Below are 20,909 nucleotides of genomic sequence, written 5' to 3'. Positions count from 1 at the left end.
TAGGGCAATCGCTTCGGAATTGAATTTCACACCGTTACCGGCGTTGGCGCTGCCCCTCGGGCGGCGCCGGCTGCGACAATTGAGTGCCCGGCTGAGGTCAGATCACCGCATCGGTCCAGCGGACGATGTCCTTGGCAGCATCGCCGAACGCCCTGTCGAGCGCGTCGACATAGGCCTGGTTGCCGCTGCCCGAGACGGGCGCGGTCGCGTTGAAGCTCTTGGAGGCACGCACCTCGCCATTGCGGTCGTTCAATATCCGCACGAACAGCTCGACCTCGGCATGTTGGCCGCCGTCGACGCGGACTTCGAAGGAACGAACCTCGACGATCACCTGATAGTCGATCGCCAGGCCCTCGCCCGGCTTTCCGACGCCGGCGAAACTGCCCGAGCGCTGGAATGTCTCGGCCAACCGCGCCTGCACGATCAGCGGCAGCCGGTCGGCCCATTGCGCTCCCTTGAGGTACTGGATCGAGCGCACCGACGGCTTGATGACGATGTTCTGGCTGTCCAGCGCCTTGAGCGCGGAAGGCTGGGCGATGAGGATTTGTTGGCGGCCGCGGCCGCGCGCATCGAGCGACGGCGCCGACAGTTCGAAAGTGTCCAGGGGCGCCGGCCCGCCGCCCGGCAAAAACGCGCAGCCGGCCAGCGAAAGCGCAAGCAATGCCACACCCGCAGTGGGCCCGCCCGCTTTGACCCCGCCCAATCTAAGCACGCCCAATTTAAGCACGACCGACTTCACACGCGATCCCCGTTGTCCCCGAATCGAATGAGCAAATCGCACCCGCAGCGTACTTGCCTGCCGTTCTTGGGGCCGGCGAAAGCCGAAGTCAACGCCGCACCCTGCCATCGAATTGCCGAACCTCACCTTCGCCGCCTGACAGGATTCGCTGCGGATTGCGGCTGAGATCCGTTACCGCCTCTTCGATGCGGTTGATCGAGCGACGGCTGTCTTGAACCAGCGCTTCGACGTCCTGCAGGCCCTGGCCGGAGAATCGCGCCAGATTGTCGGTGATGGTGCCGAGGCGGGCGTTCAGCGTGTCGGCGACCTGCTTGAACGATTTCAGGGTATTCCTGGCATCGGCTATCATGCCGTCGGCCTGGCCTGAGCCGAGCAATGTATCGACCTTGACGAGGATGCCGTCGACACGCACCGAAGCGTCGTTGAGGCGCTCCGCGAGCTGCTGCGCGTCCTTGATCGTCTGGTCGATATCGTCGGCCCGGTTGGCGAATTTGTTGGTCACCTTGGCGATGTCGGCGGCAGCCTCGTTGGCGTTTTCGCTGGCCTTCTGGATGTTGGCCAGCGCGGTGCGGACCTGTGCCGGATCGATGCCGTCGAGAACGCCGTCGACCTTGGCCAGCGTGCCTTGCGTCCTTTGGGCGAAATCGTTGATCGACCCCACCGCGGTGTCGACATTCCTGACGACCGTGTCGAACTGCTTGCTGGTTTCCTTCAGGTTCTCGGTCACCGTATCGACGTTGGCGACAATACTCTTGATCTGATCCTTGTCGACGGCGTTGAGCAGCCCTTCCGCCGCCTTCAGCGTGCCGTCAAGCTTGCCCGAGACGCCCCTCAGTTCCTCCGACAGCGAACTGACGCTGGCGAGGAATTTGTCGATGCCGTCAGAGTTCTTGGCCAGCGCATCGGAGAAGGTCTGCACATTGTTGACGGTCTGCGTCAGCGGCCCGCGAACGTCCCTGGTGAAGCCTTCGAGCTGGGAGAGAACCGTATCGGCGCGGGTGAAGATGTTCTGCGCCGTCTGCAACAGGTTGGTGACCGCCGACGGGTTGGCGACGATCTCGGCGACGCGGCCCTCCTGCTCCGCCTGGTCGAGAAGGTTGACCTCCTTGGGGTCAGCGCCCCTGAGCTCGATACTCGCTTGGCCGGCGAGGCTGACGATCCCGATATCGGCCTGCGTCGATTTGGTGATCGGCGTCGTGCGGCCTACTTCGGCTTCGGCTATGGCGTCGTTCGGATTGGCGGGGTCGATATAGACGCGCCTGACATCCCCGACCCTGACGCCGTTGAACAGCACGAAACTGCCGCGGCCGAGGCCGGAAGCCGATCCCGGAATGCGCACCCGCAGCATCGCCGTCTCACCCCTGTCGCCGATCGCGGCCGTCCAATAGACGAACGCGAATGCCGCCAGGATCGCGGCTAGCGTGAAAATGCCGACAATGACGTAGTTGGCTCTGGTTTCCATTTATCCACTTATGGCTACGCGCGGGCCGCAAGATCAAGTTGCCGCGCACGTTTTCCGCGAAAATAGGATTTCACCCAGGGTTCCTCGCTCTTGAGCATGTCGTCGATCGTGCCTTCGACCAGCACTTTCTTGTTGCCGAGCACGGCCACCCGATCACAAGCGGTGAACAGCGTGTCGAGATCGTGCGTGACCATGTATACGGTCAGATCCATGGTATCGCGCAGCTTGACGACCAGTTCGTCGAACTCAGCCGCGCTGATCGGATCGAGGCCGGATGTCGGCTCGTCCAGGAACACGATGTCGGGGTCGAGCGCCAGCGCGCGGGCCAGCGCCGCACGCTTGATCATGCCGCCGGAAAGCTCGGACGGGAATTTCTGCGCCGCATCCGGCGGCAACCCGACCAGTTCGACCTTGAGCATCGCCAACTCGTCCATCAGCTTTTTCGGCAGATCGAGATATTCGCGCATCGGCACCTGCACGTTTTCGAGCACCGTGAGCGCCGAAAACAGCGCGCCGTGCTGAAAGAGGACGCCAAGGCGCATGTCGATGCGAAGGCGCTCCCTCTCGCTCGCCTTTTCGACATCGACGCCGAACAGCTTGATCGTTCCCGACTGCTTGTGCACCAGGCCGAGAATGGTGCGCAGGAGAACCGACTTGCCGGCGCCGGAGGCGCCGACGAAGCCGAGAATTTCGCCACGCCGGATATGGAGCGACAATTTGTCGAGAATGACCTTGTCGCCGAAGGAGACGGTGACGTCGTGCGCAGAAAGCACGATCTCGTCCTCGTCGGCCCTTTGCGTAGTCGTCGGCTTTGTGCCAAGCAGCGCCATGTCAAAACTCGATCGCTGCGTAGAACATGGCGAAAAGCCCGTCGAGGATGATCACCACGAAGATCGACTTCACCACCGAAGCAGTCACGTGCTGCCCGAGCGATTCGGCGCTGCCGCCGACCTTCATGCCTTCGACCGAGGCGATCGTGCCGATGATCATGGCCATGAACGGCGCCTTGATCAGCCCGGCAAAGATGGTGCTGAGATCGATGGCAACGCGCAGCCGGTCGATGAAGGCGGCCGGTGCGATGTCGGAGTAGAGCCATGCCGCCAGTATGCCGCCGCCGAGTGCGGCGAAATTGGCAATGATCGTCAGGCAAGGCAGTGCGATCACCAGCGCGACCAGCCGCGGAAACACCAGAACGCCGATCGGATTGAGCCCGATGACCTTCAGCGCGTCGACCTCCTCGCGCATTTTCATCGAGCCGATTTCAGCCGTGATGGCGCTGCCCGAACGGCCGGCGATCATGATCGCAGTCATCAGCACGCCGAGCTCGCGCAGGATCAGCACGCCGACAAGGTCGACGACGAAGATATCGGCACCGAAATAGCTGAGCTGATAGGCGCCTTGCTGGGCGACGATCGCCCCGACGATGGCCGACATCAGCACAACCACCGGGATGGCGCCGACGCCCATGCGGTCCATCTGGTTGAAGATCGCCGCCGGATTGACCGCATGGCCGCGGCCAAGCTTCATCTGCGCGCCACGTATCGTGGCGCCCAGTATGTTCATCGCGGCCAGGAAATCGTCACGCATCTCATAGACGCGCCGGCCAACCGCCTCGAGCGCGCGAATGACGATGTTCGGCGGCCCAACGATGCCGGAATCAGGTTCGCGTCGAACGGCGTCACCGACGGCGCCGAGCAGGATCGAGGCAACCTCGCTTTGCCCCTGCATCGTGATTTTCACACCCTGCTTTTCGAAGGCGCTGACCAGACGGTCGATCACCCAGGCCCCGGCGGTATCCATTTTCTCGATATGCGAGAGATCGAGCGCCAGCGTCTGAAAGCCGCTGCGTTGCTCGATCTTGCGCATCTCGGCATCGACGAGCGCCACGGTGCGTGTCGTCCAGGTCCCGGAGAAAGCGCAGCCGAGGACGCCGCCGTCCTCGCCGACCACAACGCGCGGCTGGTGGTCGGCCTCCTTGGCGGTCGTGCCGCTTGCGTCGCGTTTGCGGATCGTCAACATGGCGTCCTATTTAGCCTGACGGGGCCGATCTGTTTAACCTGACAGAACCCACCTGTCGATTTGCCGACAAGCTTGTTGTCGCACAGCCGGAGCAGAAAAATATGGCGCGTGTCATTTCGGTCGAGTCCGAGCGCTTTCCTATCGCCGGGACCTTCACCATCTCGCGCGGTTCGAAAACCGAAGCCGAGGTCGTCACAGTGACGATCGGCGAGGACGGCCAGAGGGGGCGCGGCGAATGCGTCCCCTACAAACGCTATGGCGAAACCATCGAGGGTGTGCGCGATGCGATCGAGGCGATGCGGGAGCAGATTCAAGACGGCATCAGCCGGGCCGCGCTGCTCGACGCCATGCCGGCGGGCGCGGCGCGCAACGCCGTCGACTGCGCGCTATGGGACCTGGAGGCGAAGATCGCAGGCAAGCCGGTGGCTTCCAGCATCTGCGCGGCGCCGCCGAGGGCGCTCGAGACGGCTTACACACTGTCGCTCGGCGAGCCCGAAGCCATGGCAGCCCAGGCCCGCGCCAATGCCCTGCGCCCGCTTCTCAAGGTCAAGATCGGCGGCGACAACGACATGGCCCGCATCCGCGCGGTCAGCGAGGCGGCACCGGCGAGCCGCATCATCCTGGACGCCAACGAGGGCTGGAGCGACGACAACATCGTTGCAAATCTGACCTTTGCCGCCGAGCACGACATCGCGCTGATCGAACAGCCGCTGCCGGCGGGCCGTGATGGCATCCTTCGCAACATCGCCCATCCGGTGCCGATCTGCGCCGATGAAAGCCTGCATGAGGCTAAAGACCTTGCCTCGCTTGTCGGCCTTTACGATGCCGTCAACATCAAGCTCGACAAGTCAGGCGGCTTGACCGCTGCCCTCGTCCTTCGCGATCGCGCCCGCGAACTGGGTTTTGGCGTCATGGTCGGCTGCATGGTCGGCACGTCATTGGCCATGGCGCCGGCGGTGCTGTTGGCCCAGGATGCCGATTTCGTCGATCTCGACGGTCCGCTGCTGCTGGCCCGCGACCGTGCGCCTGGCCTTGTCTACCAAGGTTCGCTGGTGTCACCGCCCGATCCGACGCTGTGGGGCTGAACGCGCCGCAAGCCCGATCAGCACAAGGCCGACCAGGGCGATCGGGATCATGGCAAAAAAGCCGTCGACGCCGAAGCGGTCGTAAAGCGGGCCGCACAGGAGTGTCACCACAGCGGTGAAAAAGCCGTTGGAGAAATAGGCGATGCCTTGCGCGGCCCCGGTGCGTTCCTCCGCGACCGTCTCACCGATCATTTTCTGCAGGCCGATCAGCACCAGCGCCACCGAGACCGCGTGCAGCGTCTGGACTGCGAAAAACCCGCCTACGCCAAGGCCAAGTGGCCAGATCAAGGGAAAGGCAATCCAGCGCACGATCGCGCCTATTCCCGCCATCACCATGATCGATACGACCGAGAAGGAACCGAAAACCCGAGTAAAGATCATGAACATGCCGATCTCGGCCAGGACACCCCAACCCCAAAGCAGCCCGACCACAGAGTCGCCGATGCCGATCGATTTCCAGTAGATCGAGACGAAGCCGTAGAAAAACGCGTGGCTGGCGGTGATGACGCCGACGCCGACGGAGAAATACAGGAAATAGCCGTTGAGGAGATTTGGCGCCGACTGCTGGATGTCGGCAGCCGAAAGCGGCGAGGCACGGCGGGGACGGCCGAGCCGCGGCGCGATCAGTGCGACGACAAGTGCGGCGCCAAACGCCACGAAGATGATCACCGGAACTGCCTGGGCGCCGGTCGCCGACAGGATAAAACCGCCGGCAAGATTTGCGCACAGATAGGAGATCGATCCCCATTTGCGCATGTTGGCATAATTCGAGCCGAAGCGGCGCACCCCCGACAGCGCCAGCGAATCGGCGATCGGCGAATGCGGCGTCCAGGCGACAGTGAGCGCCAGCGAAACGGCCAGCACCATGGCATAAGTCGGCGTCAGGAAATAACCGGCGGACAGCGCCAACGATGCGGCCGTCAGCGCGACATAGACATGGGCGCGGTCGCTCGCCCTGTCGGCCAGTGCCGTAAACAATGGCGTCGTCACCACGCGCAGGAACATCGGTGCCGCGAGAATGATCGCTATCTGCTCGGCATCAAAACCGTTTGCCTGCAGCCACAACGGAAAGTACGGCAAATGTATCCCGAGCGGCACGAAAAGCGTGAAGAAGATCAGGCCCATGCGCAGTTCGAACTGACGCGGCTTGACGAGTTGTTCGGGTGAAAGCGGCGGCAGGGAGGACATCAACAGGCAATCCGTCGGCGCAGCATTCGACCGGCCGGCCAGCCAACGCACGCCGATCCCATAACATGGCGAAAAAAGCGATGAAACCGTGGGCTAAAGCGCGTCGCGTTTGACCGGCCTCATGCGACGCGCTTTAGGTTTCTTGTTTTATGCATGTCGTTATCGCAAAACCGCTGCACACCTTTGCGCGACATGCATGAACGCATCATCGCGTCAGGCAGCCTGGACCGCCCTGCCCTTGATGGCGACGATGTCGATCGGCACCAGCACTTCGCCGCCGACCGGAGCCTCCGGCAGGACATGCGCCCAGTGCAGGATCTCCATCTGGCCGTCGAAATGCTCGACCACCGCGGTGCAGCTCTCCACCCAGTCGCCGGTGTTGATGTACTGCACATCCTCATAATTTTCGATCGCGGCATGGTGGATGTGGCCGCAGATCACGCCGTCGACATGCGAGCGGCGCGCTTCCTCGGTCAGCATGGTCTGGAACGAGCCGATGAAATTCACCGCCTTCTTGACGTTGACCTTGGCCCAGGACGAAAACGACCAGTATGGCAGGCCAAGCAGTTGGCGAAGCCGCGTCACCGCGCGGTTGACCAGCATTGCCGCGTCATAGGCGTAGTCGCCGAGATAGGCCAGCCAGCGCGCATTGTGGACGACGGTGTCGAACTGGTCGCCATGGATGACAAGAAAGCGTTTGCCGTTGGCGGTCTCGTGGACGACGCGGTCGGCGACGACGATGCCGCCGAAATGCACGCCCTGGAACTGGCGCGCGAATTCGTCGTGATTGCCGGCGATGTAGGTGATGCTGGCGCCCTTGCGCGCCTTGCGCAGCAATTTCTGGACGACGTCATTGTGGCTTTGCGGCCAGTGCCAGTTCCGTCTCAGCCGCCAGCCGTCGACGATGTCGCCGACGAGGTAGATGATATCGGCGTCATGATGGCGCAGGAAATCGATCAGGAACTCGGCCTTCGCCGCCTTCGATCCGAGATGGACGTCGGAGATGAACATGCTGCGGAAAGTGCGGGGCTCTGCGCCAGGCATTGGATTCTCACCGTTGCTTCCGAACAGGCTATGCCTCGATTCATGCAACAACCGTATGACGGTTGCGATTGGTCCAGCGCCAAGAGTAGGTTGCGACCCCAATCAGAGGAGAAATCGCCATGGATCTCGGTATTCGCGGAAAAAAGGCCATCGTCTGTGCTTCGAGCAAAGGCCTTGGGCGCGGCTGCGCCATAGCGCTGGCCGAAGCCGGCTGCGACCTGGTCGTCAACGGGCGCAACGCCGACCAACTGGCCAAGACCGCCGCCGAACTGCGCGAAAGATTTGGCGTTGAGGTGACCGAGATCGTCGGCGACGTGTCGAAGCCCGAGGTGCAGAAGGCGCTGCTTGCCGCCTGTCCCGATCCCGATATCCTCATCAACAACAATGGCGGACCGCCGCTTCGCGATTTCCGCGAGCTCGACCGCGAAAAAATCCTCGAAGGCGTCACCCAGAACATGGTGACCCCGGTCGAACTGGTCCAGGCTGTGATCGACGGCATGGCCGAGCGCGGCTTCGGCCGCATCGTCAACATCACCTCGCTGTCGGTCTATGTTCCCATTCCCGGCCTCGATCTGTCGTCCGGCGCGCGCGCCGGCCTGACTTCGTTCCTGGCCGGCGTCGCGCGGACGGTGATCGACCGCAACGTAACGATCAACAACATGCTGCCGGGCAAGCTCGACACCGACCGGCTGCGTCCCCCGCATGAAGCCGGCACCCCGGAAGATCCGGCTGCCGCCGCCGCACGCAAGGCACAGGCAGCAGTCAACATTCCGGCCAAGCGGCTCGGCACGCCCGAGGAATTCGGCCAGATCTGCGCCTTCCTGTGCTCGGTTCATGCCGGCTACCTGACCGGGCAGAACATACCGGTCGACGGTGGCCTCTACGTCAGCGCGTTTTAGCGCTTAACGCTTGGTCCCGCTGGCAACGGCGAGAAAAAGGATGTTTTTCTGACCGTCTTTCACGGCGGATCCCGAGGCTTGCTGCGGCCGCCCCTGACCGCCTCCACGCACTTATGAGAGTGCAACTAGTCTCGCCCCATCAGCGCTTTGATCAGCGTCTCGGCGAGCCAGCTTTCATATTCGTCCGAAGACCAACCCCGCTCCAACACGAGCATGCGATATACGTCGCGGCCGGTATACATCCATAGGATGTCGCGCACGCGGGCTAAGCCGAGTTGGCGCGCGACAGTGACGGATGCGACGAGAAGGTTGGCACGCGCTTCCTGGAGCTTGAAGCGAACGGTCTCCAACTCCGTCTCGATCGCCTTCAGCTCGGGAGACAGCGCCGAGACGCCTCGCATAAGGCCGATCTCCTCGCGTTCCGCATCAAGGATGACCCGAGAGATCGAGGCAGTAATACGCAGAATCTCCTCGGGGTCTCTCGCGTTCTCGGCCTGCTTGGCTATCTCCGCATAGCGCGGGCCGAAGAAGGAACGCTCGACCACGGCTCTTAGAATGCCGGTCTTCGACTGGAACAGGGCATAGACGGTCGGTGCCGAAACACCGGCGGCTGATGAGATGTCATTGATCGTGACCTTTTCCACTCCGCGCGCAGTAAAGAGCTCTTTCGCCACATCGAGAATGCGTTGGCGCGTGCCGGAAGCGCGCTCCGACCGCAGCCGTACGTCGTAGCGCCTGCGGGTCTTTGAATTGTCATTCATATTGGATATAGTAAGCTATACCCAATATAATCGCCAGATCATTGAATCAGTAGGCTGGAAGGAGGAGCAGCATGATCGAGTTTGTGCCGATAAACCTCTGGGGGATTGGAACTGCGGTCCTCGCAGCCTGGGTTGTCGCTGGGCTTTGGTATTCGCCGCTGCTCTTCATCCGACCGTGGGCCGAGATGTCGGGCGTCGACGGCGCGAAATTCGCCGCCGGCCTGGGGCGGGCGATTGCGGTCGACCTTGCCTCGTTTGCGGTCATGGCGTTTATCCTCGATCAGGTACTTCACGCCTGGGGCGCGCTGACGATCGTCTCGACCGTTCTCTGCACTTTCCTGCTCTGGCTCGGCTTCGTCGCTGTCACGCTGCTGCATTCGGTGACCTATGAGCACCGGCCTCTGCGCTATTATGCGATCAATGCCGGCTATCGCTTGGTCAGCATGGTGGCAATGGGCGTGATCCTGACCGTGTTACGGTAACAAAGGCGCTGTTGTCGACCTGTTCCAGGCATCCGGATTTGCTCGCACTGCGGCGCAAGTTGACGAGCGGGTTTACGGCCGTGTCGCGATTCTAACGAAAAAATCCAAGCGCTGGCATTGGCACTTTATGGATGACGTGTGGCTGTTGCTGTCTGGGAACGCCGGGAGGCGATCCATCTCGGCCGTTCTTGTCAGGAAGTGACGGCTCTGAACGCAGGCGTTGCAGGTGCCGTGCCAGACCATAAGGAGCCGATTTATCGTCCGAAGTCTCAAAGACATCGGCTGCGCTGGCGAGGGGCCGGGTGTGGTGTTGAGCAGCGGGGCTATGATGGCCCCTTCCCGCGCCGGCCGCCGCTACAGTGCATAGGGCCATTCGTCCGGCACGAAGCGATAGGCGTCGCCATCGCGCGCCACATGGCCGAAGCCGGGGAACGGCAAATGCATGCCGGCGATCAGCATCCGGTCAGCAGCGACCCGGTCGAGCGTCCGCTTGCGCGTTTCGGCACCCAGCTTGGAATCGACATCGAAGGCGATGCTCCAGTCCGGGCGCGCGAACTGGTAGGTCGCCATGTGCACGACATCGCCCCAGATGAACAGCGCCTCGCCGTCCGATTCCACGATGAAGCCGGCATGGCCCGGAGTGTGGCCGGGCAGCGGCACGGTGCGGATCGCGCCGACCGCCTCGCCCTCGCCACCCACCTGCCGCACGCGGTTCGCATAGGCGGCGGCGGCCTGGCGGGCGCCGATGAAGAACGGCCTTGCCCCATCCGGCGCCTGGTTCATGTTCGCGTCGTCATGCCAGAAGGCGTAATCGGCGGCGGTGACGACGAGCTCGGCATTGGGAAACAGTGCCTGGCCGGCGGGAGTCAGAACGCCGTTGATATGGTCGGGATGCATGTGGGTAATCAGCAATGTATCGATCTGGTCCGGAGAGACGCCGGCCGCCTCGATAGCGGCCGGAAGTCGGCCGAGTGACGGGCCCATGCTGTCCGACGTACCGGCGTCGACGAGCACCAGACGGTCGCCAAGATTGATGAGATAGGCATTGACCGGTGCGCGGCGCGGTCCGGGCTTCTGGAAGCTGGCCTCAGCCAGCCGCTCCGCATCGGCCTCAGCGAGCCCGATGACCAGCTCGGAACCAAGGTCGATATAGCCATCTAGTAGCGCCGTAACCTGGACCGATCCCACGTTGCGGCGCAGCGCGCCAAGCGTTGCGGCGTCGACCAGCGGCGCGCGGGCCACCGCCGGAACGGAGACATTGGCTAGGAGAGTGCCGCCGGTTAGGCCGGCACCGGCGAGAAAATGACGGCGGGAAAGCGGCATTGCATCGTCTCCAGTTTGGGGATCTAGAGCTCCAGGCGGAGCAAGGCGGGTCTATGCCATAGGCTCAGCTTTTTGAACTTGCCAATTCCTTATATGTCTTATTACTCTTGTTTATTAATCACGACGGAGAGTTGCCATCATGGACCGCTTGACCGAGCTGACCAGCTTCGTACGCGCCTGCGATACCGCCAGCTTCTCGGCGGCAGCGCGCGAGTTGGGCTTGAGCCAGCCGGCCGTCAGCCAGCAGATCCGTGCACTGGAAACGCGTCTAGGCGTCCGGCTCTTTGACCGTACGACCCGCCATGTTTCGCCGACGGAAGCCGGCCGGCGTTATCTGGAGCGCGCCCGCGACATCATTGAGCGCCTCGAGGAGGCGGACCGCAGCGTCGGCTGCCTCGAATCGAAGATGTGCGGACGTCTTGCCGTCGGCGCGCCGGCCAGCTTCGGCGCCGGCGTGCTTGGCAGCTATCTGATCGAGTTCAAGCGCGCCTATCCGGAACTGTTGCTCGACGTGGCGCTGACCGACAGTTTCGTCGATGTGATCGCAGAGGGGCTCGACGTGGCGATCCGTATGGGGACCATCGATGACGACCGGCTGATCGTGCGCAGGCTCGGGGTGATCGGGCGCTGCCTTGCGGCAACGCCAGAGTATCTCGACCGCAGGGGCCGGCCGCGACGCCCGGAAGATCTCGCCGACCATGATTATCTGCTTTACGCCCACATCAGGAAGCGCGATGTCGTGCCGCTCACCGGCCCGGGCGGCGAAAAGGCCGAGGTGCGAATCCGGCCGGCCATGCGCTCCGACAATTCGCTGCTCAATCATCAAGCGTTGCTGTCCGGCGTCGGCATCGGCCTCGGGCACAGGGTGACACTCGATCCGCTCATCGCCGAAGGCTTGCTCGAACATGTGCTGCCGGACTGGCACTATGCGCCGCACCATGTGCATGCGGTCTATCCATCGAACCGCTTCATTCCGTTGAAGGTTAGGCGGTTCGTTGCCGGCTTTGCCGACCACCTCGCCGCGATGGGTGCGTTCATCGATGACAAAAAAGCATGTACATCCAGGGAAACGGCGCCGGCCCAGTGAAGTCTGACGTTTGTACGCGCAGGGAAATGGCGGAGACGGGGGAGTCGAGATGTGGCGCGGCGGAGATAGGCGTAGCCCCGCAACCGCGCAGTGAGTAGCTGTCGGGTGGACGGTAGCCGCAAAGCCTGGAGGCGGTCGACCGTTGCGGCTGCTGCTCCCCCAGGACACATGAACTGCCCTTCATGGTCATTCCTCCTGCCGATCGAGAAACCGCTTCACGGCGCCGAGGAACACACCGCGCCCTGCGGCCTCGCGGTCGAGATGCACGAAGTGGGTAGCGTCCGGGATGTTCAGGCGTTCCGCTTTTGGTGCTTCGTCCACAATTGCCTTCGCATCCTCCGGTCGGCTCCAGAAATCCCGTCCGGAACGGATGACGAGCACCGGCATGGTGAGCGCCGCCGCCGACCATTGCCGGCGATCGAACGCGAGTTCGAAGCTGTCGGCCATGGCGCCGCTCGGTGACCGGAAACTCGGCGGCTGGCGCGTCGACGCCGTCTCGTCGGAGGCGAGTGCCGCATCACCATAGGCCGCGGCCACCGCGGGATCGCGCCACTGAGCCTTGTCCGCGGCCGGGATGCTGTCGTCCCAGGCGGTGAACAGACTCGGACGTGTATTCAGCCGATAACCGCCGAACGCGTGGACATTGAACGTCCCGGGCCGGTCCGGATTTTCGAGCGGCGAGCCGGTGCCAAGAGTGGGATGCTGGTCTGAGCCTCCATACAGGGTGTTGTAGAGGATGAGCCGATCAACCGTCTGCGGAAAGCGGCTGGCATAGGCGCCGGCCCAATGCCCGCCGGTGGCCCAGCCGACGAGGCTGATCCTCGAAACATCGCTCCATCTCGCGATGCCGTCGACCGCTGCGGAAATATCCGCCACGACGTCTTCGGTGCGCATCAGGGGAGCGGACTTGTCCGGCGGCCTGTCCATGGCCACAGGACGGCTCGATGCGCCGTAGCCGCGAAGATCCAGGACATAGACAAGGTGCCCGCCCGCCGCGAGGTCGGCGGCAAACGATCCGCCCGCAACAGGCAGATCGAAGGACGCGACGCCGGGCACGCGTGCGCCATGGATGAGGAGGACGGCGGACTTGGGTTCGGACGCTGCGCCAGGACGGCGCACCTCCCGGACGAAGAGGCGCTCGCCCGTCGGTAGTTCGACGAACCTGTCGGCCCTGACGAGATCCGGCTCGCCTGCCGGGACTGGAGCCGCAGCCATCATGGCTGCGGCGAGCACAAGGGGAAAGGCGGTGAAATGGGACATGATGATATCTCCGATCGCAATCGCGTTTCGCAAAGACTGCCAGCTATTCGATATCTTATCGATGACGTATTTGAGCCCGTTTGATATCGTCAAGATATGGAACTTCGGCACTTGCGACATTTCCTCGCCGTTGCGGAGGAATTGCATATGGGGCGTGCCGCACTGCGGCTGGCCATGGCGCAGCCTCCGCTTAGTCAATCGATCGGTCGCCTGGAGAAAGAACTCGGCGTCAAGCTGTTCGAGCGGGCCAACCGCCGCCTGACCTTGACGCGCGCCGGCGCGGCCTTCGTGGAGGAGGCGCGGGCATCGGTACTGCACGCCGATGCGGCGCTTCACGTCGCCCGCGCAGCGCATGACGGCGAAGCTGGCGAGATCAGGATTGGCTTCGTGTCGGCGGCTCTGTACGAACATCTGCCGCATCTCCTATCCCGGCTTCGCGAGACATATCCGGACATCCATCCAAAGCTCATCGAGGTGTCCACCAATGAGCAGATTGCGGCGCTGTCGCGGAGTGAGATCGACATCGGTTTCGTGCATCCACCGCTCGGTACTGACGAACGTCTCGACATCCATGGCTATCCTGCTGAAGATCTTATCGCGGTTCTGCCTGATGACCGGCACACGCACGGGGTGACGCTGACGGACATCGCCCGCCACGGGCTCATCATGTTTCCGGCTGTACAAGGCCCGGCACTCCACGCCCGCATCATGGACACGTTCACCAGGGCTGGTCTCGAGGTGCGGATCGTCCAGGAGGCAACGCGGGCACTGACCATGCTCTCGCTCGTAGCCGCCGGCTTTGGAGCGGCGCTGCTGCCACGATCGACCCAGCGCCTTGTGTTTCAGGGCGTCCGCTATGCAGCGATCGCAGACGTATCGCTGCCCGCCTGGCCACTTGCCGTGATCGCGAAACGGCGGCCACGGCCGGCGATTGTCGATAGCGTCTGGAAACTGCTTGAGGCTCGTTCAGACGTGAGTTGACCGCCCGCGACTGGACACGCCCGGCCGCGCGACGCGCCCGATGACATCCGCGCCGGCCGCGACAAGGCAGGTGAGGATTTCAGCGCAACAATCTGACATGGTATGGTTTTCCACGATCCTTCCCCCTAATGGCGGCTGCGTCATTTGGCATCGTGAAAACCTGCGCTGCATGCTAAACCTCGACGCAGCCGCACTTTATTTCCACAAGCATCCACGCGCTGGAAAGCTTGAAATCCAGGCGACAAGCCGCTCGGCAACCCGCGCGACCTGGCGCTCGCCTATTCGCCCGGCGTGGCGGTGCCCTGTCTCGAAATCCGAGACTAGACGGCTGCCGTAAGCTCCTTGCATTGGCCCTCATTGCGTCTTACGTTTGGCGCATCGATCAAGTGAGGGTATGATAATGCCGGAGACTGCAACCCTGTCCTCGAAGTTCCAGATATCGATCCCCAAGGCGATCCGGACCGCCCAGCATTGGGAAGCGGGTTTGACCTTGGCCTTCATCCCGAAGGGAACGGGCGTGCTACTCGTCCCTGTGCCGAAGCGGGAAGCGCTGAAGGGGCTGGCGAAGGGCGCTTCGGCGACGGAATATCGCGACCGGTCGGACCGTTTCTGATGGTGCTCGTCGATACCTCGGCTTGGATCGAATGGCTGATAGGCTCTCCGACTGGAGAGCAGGTGGCAGAGCATCTGCCCGAGCGAGCCGACTGGCTCGTTCCGACCATTGTGCAGTTGGAACTCGCAAAATGGCTCACTCGCGAAGTAGGCGAAGACAAAGCCGATCAGACCATCGCCTTTACGCAGGTCTGTACGGTGGTCCCGCTTGACACGGAAATCGCGCTAGCGGCCGCCGAAGCCTGCCGGAAGCACAAATTGGCGACCGCAGATGCGATCATTTTCGCGACCGCTCGGGCGCATGACGCGACGCTCCTGACTTGCGACAAGCATTTCGAGAGCCTGCCAGTCGTCACCCTCATCGAAAAGATCTAGCGCTGACATTGTTGGGCCGCGGGGTGATGTCGGCTCCGGCAGCTCTCGACCGAGAGCGAGTGAAAACTCGGCACGTCGGTCAAGACGTAGAATTTTCTGCTTTGCCCAAGCGAACAGAAGCGCGCTCGTATTCGATGCGGCTCGCGCGTGAAGGTCGTTTTCCACCCATTGCAGACATTCAAACTGGGATGTCGGCGTAGCTCGTCACAGCACCCCGCCCGTCATCCCAACATTCAATGGCAGACCACACAGGCCGGACCGGCGATGCGAAGCCAAAGGCCGCACTTTGCGACATATCACCTCTCGAAAAGCCTCGGCTGCATGCTAAGAGACTCAAAACAGCAAACGGACTGAGGAGCGGCCGGCATGCAAGGCGAAAACAAAAAAGCAGCCCGGTCGGACCTCGACGAAGCCGCACTTTATTTCCACAAGCATCCACGCCCTGGAAAGCTTGAAATCCAGGCAACAAAACCGCTCGGCAACCAGCGCGATCTGGCGCTTGCCTATTCGCCGGGCGTCGCGGCGCCCTGTCTGGAGATCCGCGACAATCCGGCAGCCGCCGCCGACTACACGGCGCGGGCCAATCTGGTTGGTGTCGTCTCCAACGGTACGGCGGTGCTCGGCTTGGGCAATATCGGCCCGCTGGCCTCCAAGCCGGTGATGGAAGGCAAGGCGGTGCTGTTCAAGAAATTCGCCGGCATCGACGTCTTCGACATCGAGATCGACGCGCCTGACATCGAGCGGATGGTCGAGACGATCTCGGCGCTGGAGCCGACCTTCGGCGGCATCAACCTCGAGGACATCAAGGCGCCAGAATGTTTTGAGGTCGAGGAACGACTGAAGGCGCGCATGGCCATACCGGTCTTCCACGACGATCAGCACGGCACTGCGATCATCGTCGCCGCCGCCGTGCTCAACGGGCTGGAATTTGCCGGCAAGACGATCTCCGACATCAAGATCGTCACCTCCGGCGCCGGGGCAGCGGCCCTCGCCTGCCTCAACTTGCTGGTTTTGCTCGGCGCGCGCATCGAAAACATCTGGGTCACCGATCGTTTCGGCGTCGCCTACAAGGGCCGCGTCGACGAAATGGACCGCTGGAAGGACCCCTATGTGAAGGACACCGAGGCGCGCACGCTGGCCGATGTGCTGCCGGGCGCCGACGTGTTCCTGGGCCTTTCGGCCGCCGGCGTGCTGAAACCGGAATTGCTCCAGCACATGGCGCCAAAACCGCTGATCCTGGCCTTGGCCAACCCCAACCCCGAGATCATGCCGGAAGCGGCACGGGCGGCGCGACCCGACGCGATGATCTGCACCGGCCGTTCCGATTTTCCCAACCAGGTCAACAACGTACTCTGCTTTCCTTACATTTTCCGTGGCGCCCTGGACTGCGGCGCCAGCGCCATCAACGAAGAGATGAAGATGGCTGCGGTGCGGGCGATCGCAGCCCTTGCCCGCGAGGAACCGTCTGACGTCGCTGCCCGCGCCTATTCCGGCGAAACGCCGATCTTCGGGCCCGATTTCCTGATCCCCTCGCCGTTCGATCCCAGGCTGATCCTGCGCATCGCGCCGGCGGTGGCCAAGGCCGCCTGCGACACCGGCGTCGCGACACGGCCGATCACCGACTTTGCCGCTTATATCGACACGCTCAACCGCTTCGTCTTCCGCTCCGGCCTGGTCATGAAGCCGGTGTTCACGATGGCCAAGACGTCGAGCGCCAAGCGCGTCATCTATGCCGACGGCGAGGACGAGCGCGTGCTGCGCGCCGCCCAGGTGGTGCTGGAGGAAGGCATCGCCGAGCCGATCCTGATCGGCCGCCCGCATGTCATCGAAGTCAGGCTGAAACGCTACGGGCTGCGCATCAAACCGGGCGTCGATTTCGGCCTGATCAATCCCGAGGACGATCCGCGTTATCGCCACTATGTCGACCTTTTGATCGAGCTCGCCGGCCGGCGTGGCGTCACGACGGAGGCCGCGCGCACCATGGTGCGCACCGACAACACGGTGATCGCCGCACTTGCCCTCAAGCGTGGCGACGCCGACGCCATGGTCTGCGGCCTGGAAGGACGGTTCGAGCGGCATTTGCGCAATGTCACCCTGATCATCGGCCCGCGCGCCGGCATCAAGGATCACGACCTGTCGACGCTCTCCATGCTGATCTCGCAGCGCGGCATCGTTTTCCTCACCGACACCCATGTCACCGTCGATCCGACCGCCGAGGAGATCGCCGAGATGACGGTGCTGGCGGCCGAGGAAATCCAGCGCTTCGGCATCGAGCCCAAGGCCGCCCTGCTGTCGCATTCGGATTTTGGCTCGCGCGATTCGCCAAGCGCGCTCAAGATGCGGCAGGCAGCGGCGATCCTGGCGCGCATCGCGCCGGACCTGCAATGCGACGGCGAGATGCATGCCGACTCGGCTCTGTCGGAGCCGCTGCGCCAGCGGGTCTATCCGCATTCGCGGCTGAAGGGCGAAGCCAATCTGCTGGTCTTCCCCAATCTCGATTCGGCGAACATCACGCTCACTGCGCTGCGCGCGATGATGGACGCGCTGCATGTCGGCCCGATCCTGCTCGGCACCGACAGGCCGGCGCATATATTGACGCCGTCGGTGACGTCACGCGGCGTCGTCAACATGACGGCGCTCGCGGTGGTCGAAGCGGCCCACAAGGCGCAGGCGGTCGTAAGTTTGGGATAAGGCAATCGCTTCAGGTCTGCGCTGCCCCTCATTGCCCTGCCGGGCATTTCTCCCCGTATAGTGACGGCGAGAAAGACGCCTTCGCAAACGATTTCGCCAATCTCCAGCGTTGCAGAATGGGTGCCAAGGTTGCGGCCAGCCCCTTTCTCCCCGTCACAATACGGGGAGAAGATGCCGGCAGGCAGATGAGGGGCGGCGCCGACGTTGCATTGGTCACGCCCAACAAAACGCAATTTGACGGGTAAGCTAAATAAACAGTTAACCGCGGACGCGGTAACCTTCGCAACGGACGAGGCAAGCGGAGTTCCGTATGGGCGGAGGGTGGAAGCTGACGCGCGCCGCAGCACTGCTCGGTGCCCTGGCATTGTCAGGCTTTGCCGCCACCGAACCGCAGGCCGCCTCCGGTGTTTGCCGGCAGCTGGAAGCCGATCTCGCGGCCGCCTCGCGCAGTGGCGGCACCAAGCCAGCCCTGCTCAGGAAATATGATGATGCAATCGTGCGGCAGCGCCAGCGGATTTCAAAGGCCGTCAGCCAATCCAGCCGCGCCGGCTGCGGCTTTTCGCCGTCGCGCCGCAACGCCAACGCATGCGCCACACTCGACGCCACCATCGATCGGATGGCAGCCAATCTCGACGGCTTGCAAGCCACACGCGCTGAACTCGCCGGCGACGGCTCGCACCGCAATCGCGCACGCATATTGGCTTCGCTCGACGCCAATGGCTGCCGCGATGATGCGGCGCCGCCAAAGCCGGCAACGGGCCGCGACGCCAGCCGTGGAACCGACGAGAAAAACTTGCTCGACCAGCTTTTGGGCAGCGACGCAATTGGACCCGGCGCGTCCGACCGGCCTGAAGAGCCCGATCAAGCCGTGGGTCCGCGCGACATCCGCACCATGCTCGATAATGCCGACGACATGGGCCAGCCGCACGGCGAATTCCGCACCATGTGCGTGCGCACCTGCGACGGCTATTTCTTCCCGATGTCGAACGCCGCCTCGCTGGGCGATTTCGAGCGCGACCAGAAGAACTGCGATTCGAGTTGCCCCGGCACCGAGATGCAGGTGTTTTATGCGCGCGGCTTTGGCGACGACTCGGGCGGCATGATGTCTTCGGTAACCGGCAGGCCCTACAGCGAACTGCCGACCGCCTATCTCTACAAGCAGCCCGCGCGTCCGCCGGCCTGCGGCTGCAACGCCGCGCGAAATTTCGAGATCATTGCCGGCAACCCGCCAAGCCCGAAACAGGCTGCCCCCGCCGACCCCGAGAGTTTGGCCAATGTCGAAGGCCGGCTCGATCGCGAAGCCATCGAGCGCCCCGCCGCAAAACCCTCGCCGACGACCTTGCCGCCGCCGGAACAGCGCAAGGTCAGGGTCGTCGGGCCAACGTTCCTTCCCGACCCAGCAGCGGCAACAGATCTGCAAGCTCCGGCCCCGAGGGCTGGCCCGTAAGGGCCAGCCTGAGCGGCGTGAACAGCGCTTTGCCCTTGCGGCCGGTTGCTTCCCTGATCCTGCCGGTCCACTCCTTCCAGACCGACCCGTTCCAGGGGTCTTCCGGCAAAAGGTCGAACGCCTGGCGAAGGAACTCGCGGTCGGGGTCGGAAAAGTCCGGCTGCTCCTGCGGGCCGTCGCGAAGTGTGCGCCACCAGATTGCGGCGTCGGCCAACCTGTCGAGATTGCCGCGAACCGCCAGCCAGAACGGCTCCGCCTGTTCGCCGGAAATGCCGAGCACGATCAGCCGGTCGCGCGCCTCGGAAAACGGCATGTGGTGCAGCAGCGTGCGATTGAGCACGAAAAGCTCGTCCGGATCGAATTTGGCCGGGGATTTCGATGTCGCCGCCGGATCGAAGCGCTCGGCAAGCTCAGCCATCGTCTGCACGGCGGCGACGTTTTCCGAGGTGCCGACGAGCACCGCCAGCGAGGCGACCGCCATCGGCTCGATGCCGGTCTCGCGCAGGCTTTCGATGGACAGCCCGCCACTCCGCTTCGACAGGCCCTCGCCCGATGCGGTGGTCAACAGATTGTGGTGGCCGAACACCGGCGGCTCGGCACCCAGCGCCTGGAACAAGGCCAACTGCACGCCGGTATTGGTGACGTGGTCGTCGCCGCGGATGACATGGCTGATCCCCATCTCGATGTCGTCGACCACCGAAGGCAGAGTATAGAGATAGGTGCCGTCCTCGCGCATGAGAACCGGGTCGGAAAGCGAGGCTAGGTCGACGGTTTCCTCGCCGCGCACCAGATCGTTCCAGTGGATTTCGGTGCGCTCCGGCTGCAGCGGGTCGCTGGTGAAATTGGGCAGCAGAAAGCGCCAATGCGGCCGGCGGCCGTCGGTCTGGTATTCGGCGACCTGCTCAGCCGTCAGCGTCAGCGCCTCGCGGCCGTAGACCGGCGGCAGCCCGCGCGTGCGGCGCACCTTTCGCCTGAGATCGAGCTCTTCCGGTGTTTCGTAGCAAGCATAGAGAAGGCGCGCCGCCTTCAATTTCTCCACCGCCGCATCGTAGAACTCGAAGCGCCGCGACTGGTATTCCGTGGCGTCGGGAAAGATGCCAAGCCAATGCAGGTCGTAGAGGATGGCGTCGGAGAATTCCTGCGTCGAGCGCGCGACGTCGGTGTCGTCGAAGCGCTGGATGAAGCGGCCCTTGTTGTTCATGGCGAACAGCCAGTTGAACAGCGCAGTGCGGGCATTGCCGATATGAATGCGGCCGGTGGGTGATGGGGCGAAACGGACGGTAACTGTCATGAATGGGGCGTACCGGATGGTTTTGCTGTTGACAAGACACGCCCCCGCGCTTGGCCGCAGACATAAGACATGACGAAGGCGATGAAAAGGCGGCAGCGACGCGCGTTTTAGCGCATCGGCCCGAAAATCGGAACCGATTTGCGGAAAGCACGATGCGCAGATT

19 protein-coding genes and 1 pseudogene are annotated in these 20,909 nt (G+C 63.2%); 10 read left to right on the top strand and 10 right to left on the bottom strand.

All coding sequences use genetic code 11. The features are described 5' to 3' along the window. Positions 1-97: 97 nt before the first annotated feature. From BLT09_RS13280 to BLT09_RS13265, 4 genes are all read right to left on the bottom strand, one after another. A complete protein-coding gene (locus BLT09_RS13280) occupies positions 98-712 on the bottom strand; it encodes an ABC-type transport auxiliary lipoprotein family protein (protein WP_413468419.1) in 615 nt (204 codons plus the stop codon). A 115-nt stretch (positions 713-827) separates the two neighbouring features. Then, positions 828-2,201 (bottom strand): MlaD family protein, encoded by a 1,374-nt coding sequence (locus BLT09_RS13275; protein ID WP_091593650.1) that lies wholly within the window; start codon positions 2,199-2,201, stop codon positions 828-830. A 14-nt stretch (positions 2,202-2,215) separates the two neighbouring features. Then, positions 2,216-3,031: an ABC transporter ATP-binding protein gene (locus tag BLT09_RS13270; protein WP_091593649.1), complete on the bottom strand. Its 816-nt coding sequence runs from the start codon at positions 3,029-3,031 to the stop codon at positions 2,216-2,218. Position 3,032: 1 nt separating this feature from the next. After that, a complete protein-coding gene (locus tag BLT09_RS13265) occupies positions 3,033-4,220 on the bottom strand; it encodes an ABC transporter permease (RefSeq protein ID WP_027155114.1) in 1,188 nt (395 codons plus the stop codon). A 101-nt stretch (positions 4,221-4,321) separates the two neighbouring features. Here BLT09_RS13265 and dgcA point away from each other — a divergent pair, with 101 nt between their 5' ends. Continuing rightward, the gene (gene dgcA / locus BLT09_RS13260) at positions 4,322-5,305 is read left to right on the top strand and encodes an N-acetyl-D-Glu racemase DgcA (protein ID WP_091593646.1); all 984 of its coding nucleotides are present in this window, start codon (positions 4,322-4,324) and stop codon (positions 5,303-5,305) included. On the opposite strand, the gene BLT09_RS13255 is transcribed toward dgcA, so the two are convergent. Both BLT09_RS13255 and BLT09_RS13250 read right to left on the bottom strand, forming a co-directional pair. Continuing rightward, on the bottom strand, positions 5,276-6,493 hold the full coding sequence (locus tag BLT09_RS13255) for an MFS transporter (RefSeq protein WP_091594004.1): 1,218 nt from the start codon (positions 6,491-6,493) through the stop codon (positions 5,276-5,278). The genes dgcA and BLT09_RS13255 overlap by 30 nt on opposite strands. A gap of 213 nt (positions 6,494-6,706) precedes the next feature. Further along, a complete protein-coding gene (locus BLT09_RS13250) occupies positions 6,707-7,537 on the bottom strand; it encodes a UDP-2,3-diacylglucosamine diphosphatase (protein ID WP_091593644.1) in 831 nt (276 codons plus the stop codon). A 119-nt stretch (positions 7,538-7,656) separates the two neighbouring features. Between BLT09_RS13250 and BLT09_RS13245 the strand changes: the two genes are divergently transcribed. Then, the gene (locus BLT09_RS13245) at positions 7,657-8,436 is read left to right on the top strand and encodes an SDR family oxidoreductase (protein ID WP_091593642.1); all 780 of its coding nucleotides are present in this window, start codon (positions 7,657-7,659) and stop codon (positions 8,434-8,436) included. A 125-nt stretch (positions 8,437-8,561) separates the two neighbouring features. Here BLT09_RS13245 and BLT09_RS13240 read toward each other — a convergent pair whose 3' ends face one another. Continuing rightward, positions 8,562-9,197 (bottom strand): TetR/AcrR family transcriptional regulator, encoded by a 636-nt coding sequence (locus BLT09_RS13240; protein ID WP_091593640.1) that lies wholly within the window; start codon positions 9,195-9,197, stop codon positions 8,562-8,564. Positions 9,198-9,268: 71 nt separating this feature from the next. On the opposite strand from BLT09_RS13240, the gene BLT09_RS13235 reads away from it, so the two are divergent. Further along, complete coding sequence (locus BLT09_RS13235; protein WP_091593638.1) at positions 9,269-9,679, top strand: DUF1761 domain-containing protein; 411 nt, start codon at positions 9,269-9,271, stop codon at positions 9,677-9,679. 354 nt (positions 9,680-10,033) lie between these two features. On the opposite strand, the gene BLT09_RS13230 is transcribed toward BLT09_RS13235, so the two are convergent. Next, complete coding sequence (locus BLT09_RS13230) at positions 10,034-11,002, bottom strand: MBL fold metallo-hydrolase (RefSeq protein WP_091593636.1); 969 nt, start codon at positions 11,000-11,002, stop codon at positions 10,034-10,036. A gap of 139 nt (positions 11,003-11,141) precedes the next feature. Here BLT09_RS13230 and BLT09_RS13225 point away from each other — a divergent pair, with 139 nt between their 5' ends. Next, positions 11,142-12,089 (top strand): LysR family transcriptional regulator, encoded by a 948-nt coding sequence (locus tag BLT09_RS13225; protein ID WP_091593634.1) that lies wholly within the window; start codon positions 11,142-11,144, stop codon positions 12,087-12,089. Positions 12,090-12,275: 186 nt separating this feature from the next. Here BLT09_RS13225 and BLT09_RS13220 read toward each other — a convergent pair whose 3' ends face one another. Further along, positions 12,276-13,349 carry an alpha/beta fold hydrolase gene (locus tag BLT09_RS13220; RefSeq protein WP_091594001.1) on the bottom strand — a complete coding sequence of 358 codons (1,074 nt, stop codon included), beginning with the start codon at positions 13,347-13,349 and terminating at the stop codon, positions 12,276-12,278. 96 nt (positions 13,350-13,445) lie between these two features. On the opposite strand from BLT09_RS13220, the pseudogene BLT09_RS35670 reads away from it, so the two are divergent. From BLT09_RS35670 to BLT09_RS13190, 6 genes and pseudogenes are all read left to right on the top strand, one after another. Continuing rightward, positions 13,446-13,568 (top strand): annotated as a pseudogene (locus BLT09_RS35670) (LysR family transcriptional regulator); the annotation flags it as partial. 168 nt (positions 13,569-13,736) lie between these two features. Then, positions 13,737-14,330, top strand: a complete 594-nt coding sequence (locus BLT09_RS13215; protein ID WP_236473608.1) for a LysR family substrate-binding domain-containing protein — start codon at positions 13,737-13,739, stop codon at positions 14,328-14,330. Between the two features lie 394 nt (positions 14,331-14,724). After that, positions 14,725-14,943, top strand: a complete 219-nt coding sequence (locus BLT09_RS13210; RefSeq protein ID WP_268929459.1) for an AbrB/MazE/SpoVT family DNA-binding domain-containing protein — start codon at positions 14,725-14,727, stop codon at positions 14,941-14,943. Continuing rightward, a complete protein-coding gene (locus BLT09_RS13205) occupies positions 14,943-15,317 on the top strand; it encodes a type II toxin-antitoxin system VapC family toxin (RefSeq protein WP_023801114.1) in 375 nt (124 codons plus the stop codon). Before BLT09_RS13210 ends, BLT09_RS13205 begins: the two co-directional genes overlap by 1 nt. Before the next feature lie 366 nt (positions 15,318-15,683). Continuing rightward, positions 15,684-18,008, top strand: coding sequence for an NADP-dependent malic enzyme (locus BLT09_RS35800; RefSeq protein WP_091593630.1), 2,325 nt, complete (start codon positions 15,684-15,686; stop codon positions 18,006-18,008). 310 nt (positions 18,009-18,318) lie between these two features. Continuing rightward, entirely contained in the window at positions 18,319-19,455 is a 1,137-nt protein-coding gene (locus tag BLT09_RS13190; protein ID WP_091593629.1) for a DUF2865 domain-containing protein, read from the top strand. Here the strand turns inward: BLT09_RS13190 and gltX are convergent. Next, positions 19,373-20,746: a glutamate--tRNA ligase gene (gltX, locus tag BLT09_RS13185; protein WP_091593627.1), complete on the bottom strand. Its 1,374-nt coding sequence runs from the start codon at positions 20,744-20,746 to the stop codon at positions 19,373-19,375. The genes BLT09_RS13190 and gltX overlap by 83 nt on opposite strands. Between the last annotated feature and the right edge of the window lie 163 nt (positions 20,747-20,909).

Origin of the sequence: Mesorhizobium muleiense, from assembly GCF_900099905.1 — a bacterium.
In the GTDB taxonomy this organism is placed as follows: domain Bacteria; phylum Pseudomonadota; class Alphaproteobacteria; order Rhizobiales; family Rhizobiaceae; genus Mesorhizobium; species Mesorhizobium muleiense.
This window is presented reverse-complemented; position numbering and strand designations above follow the sequence as displayed.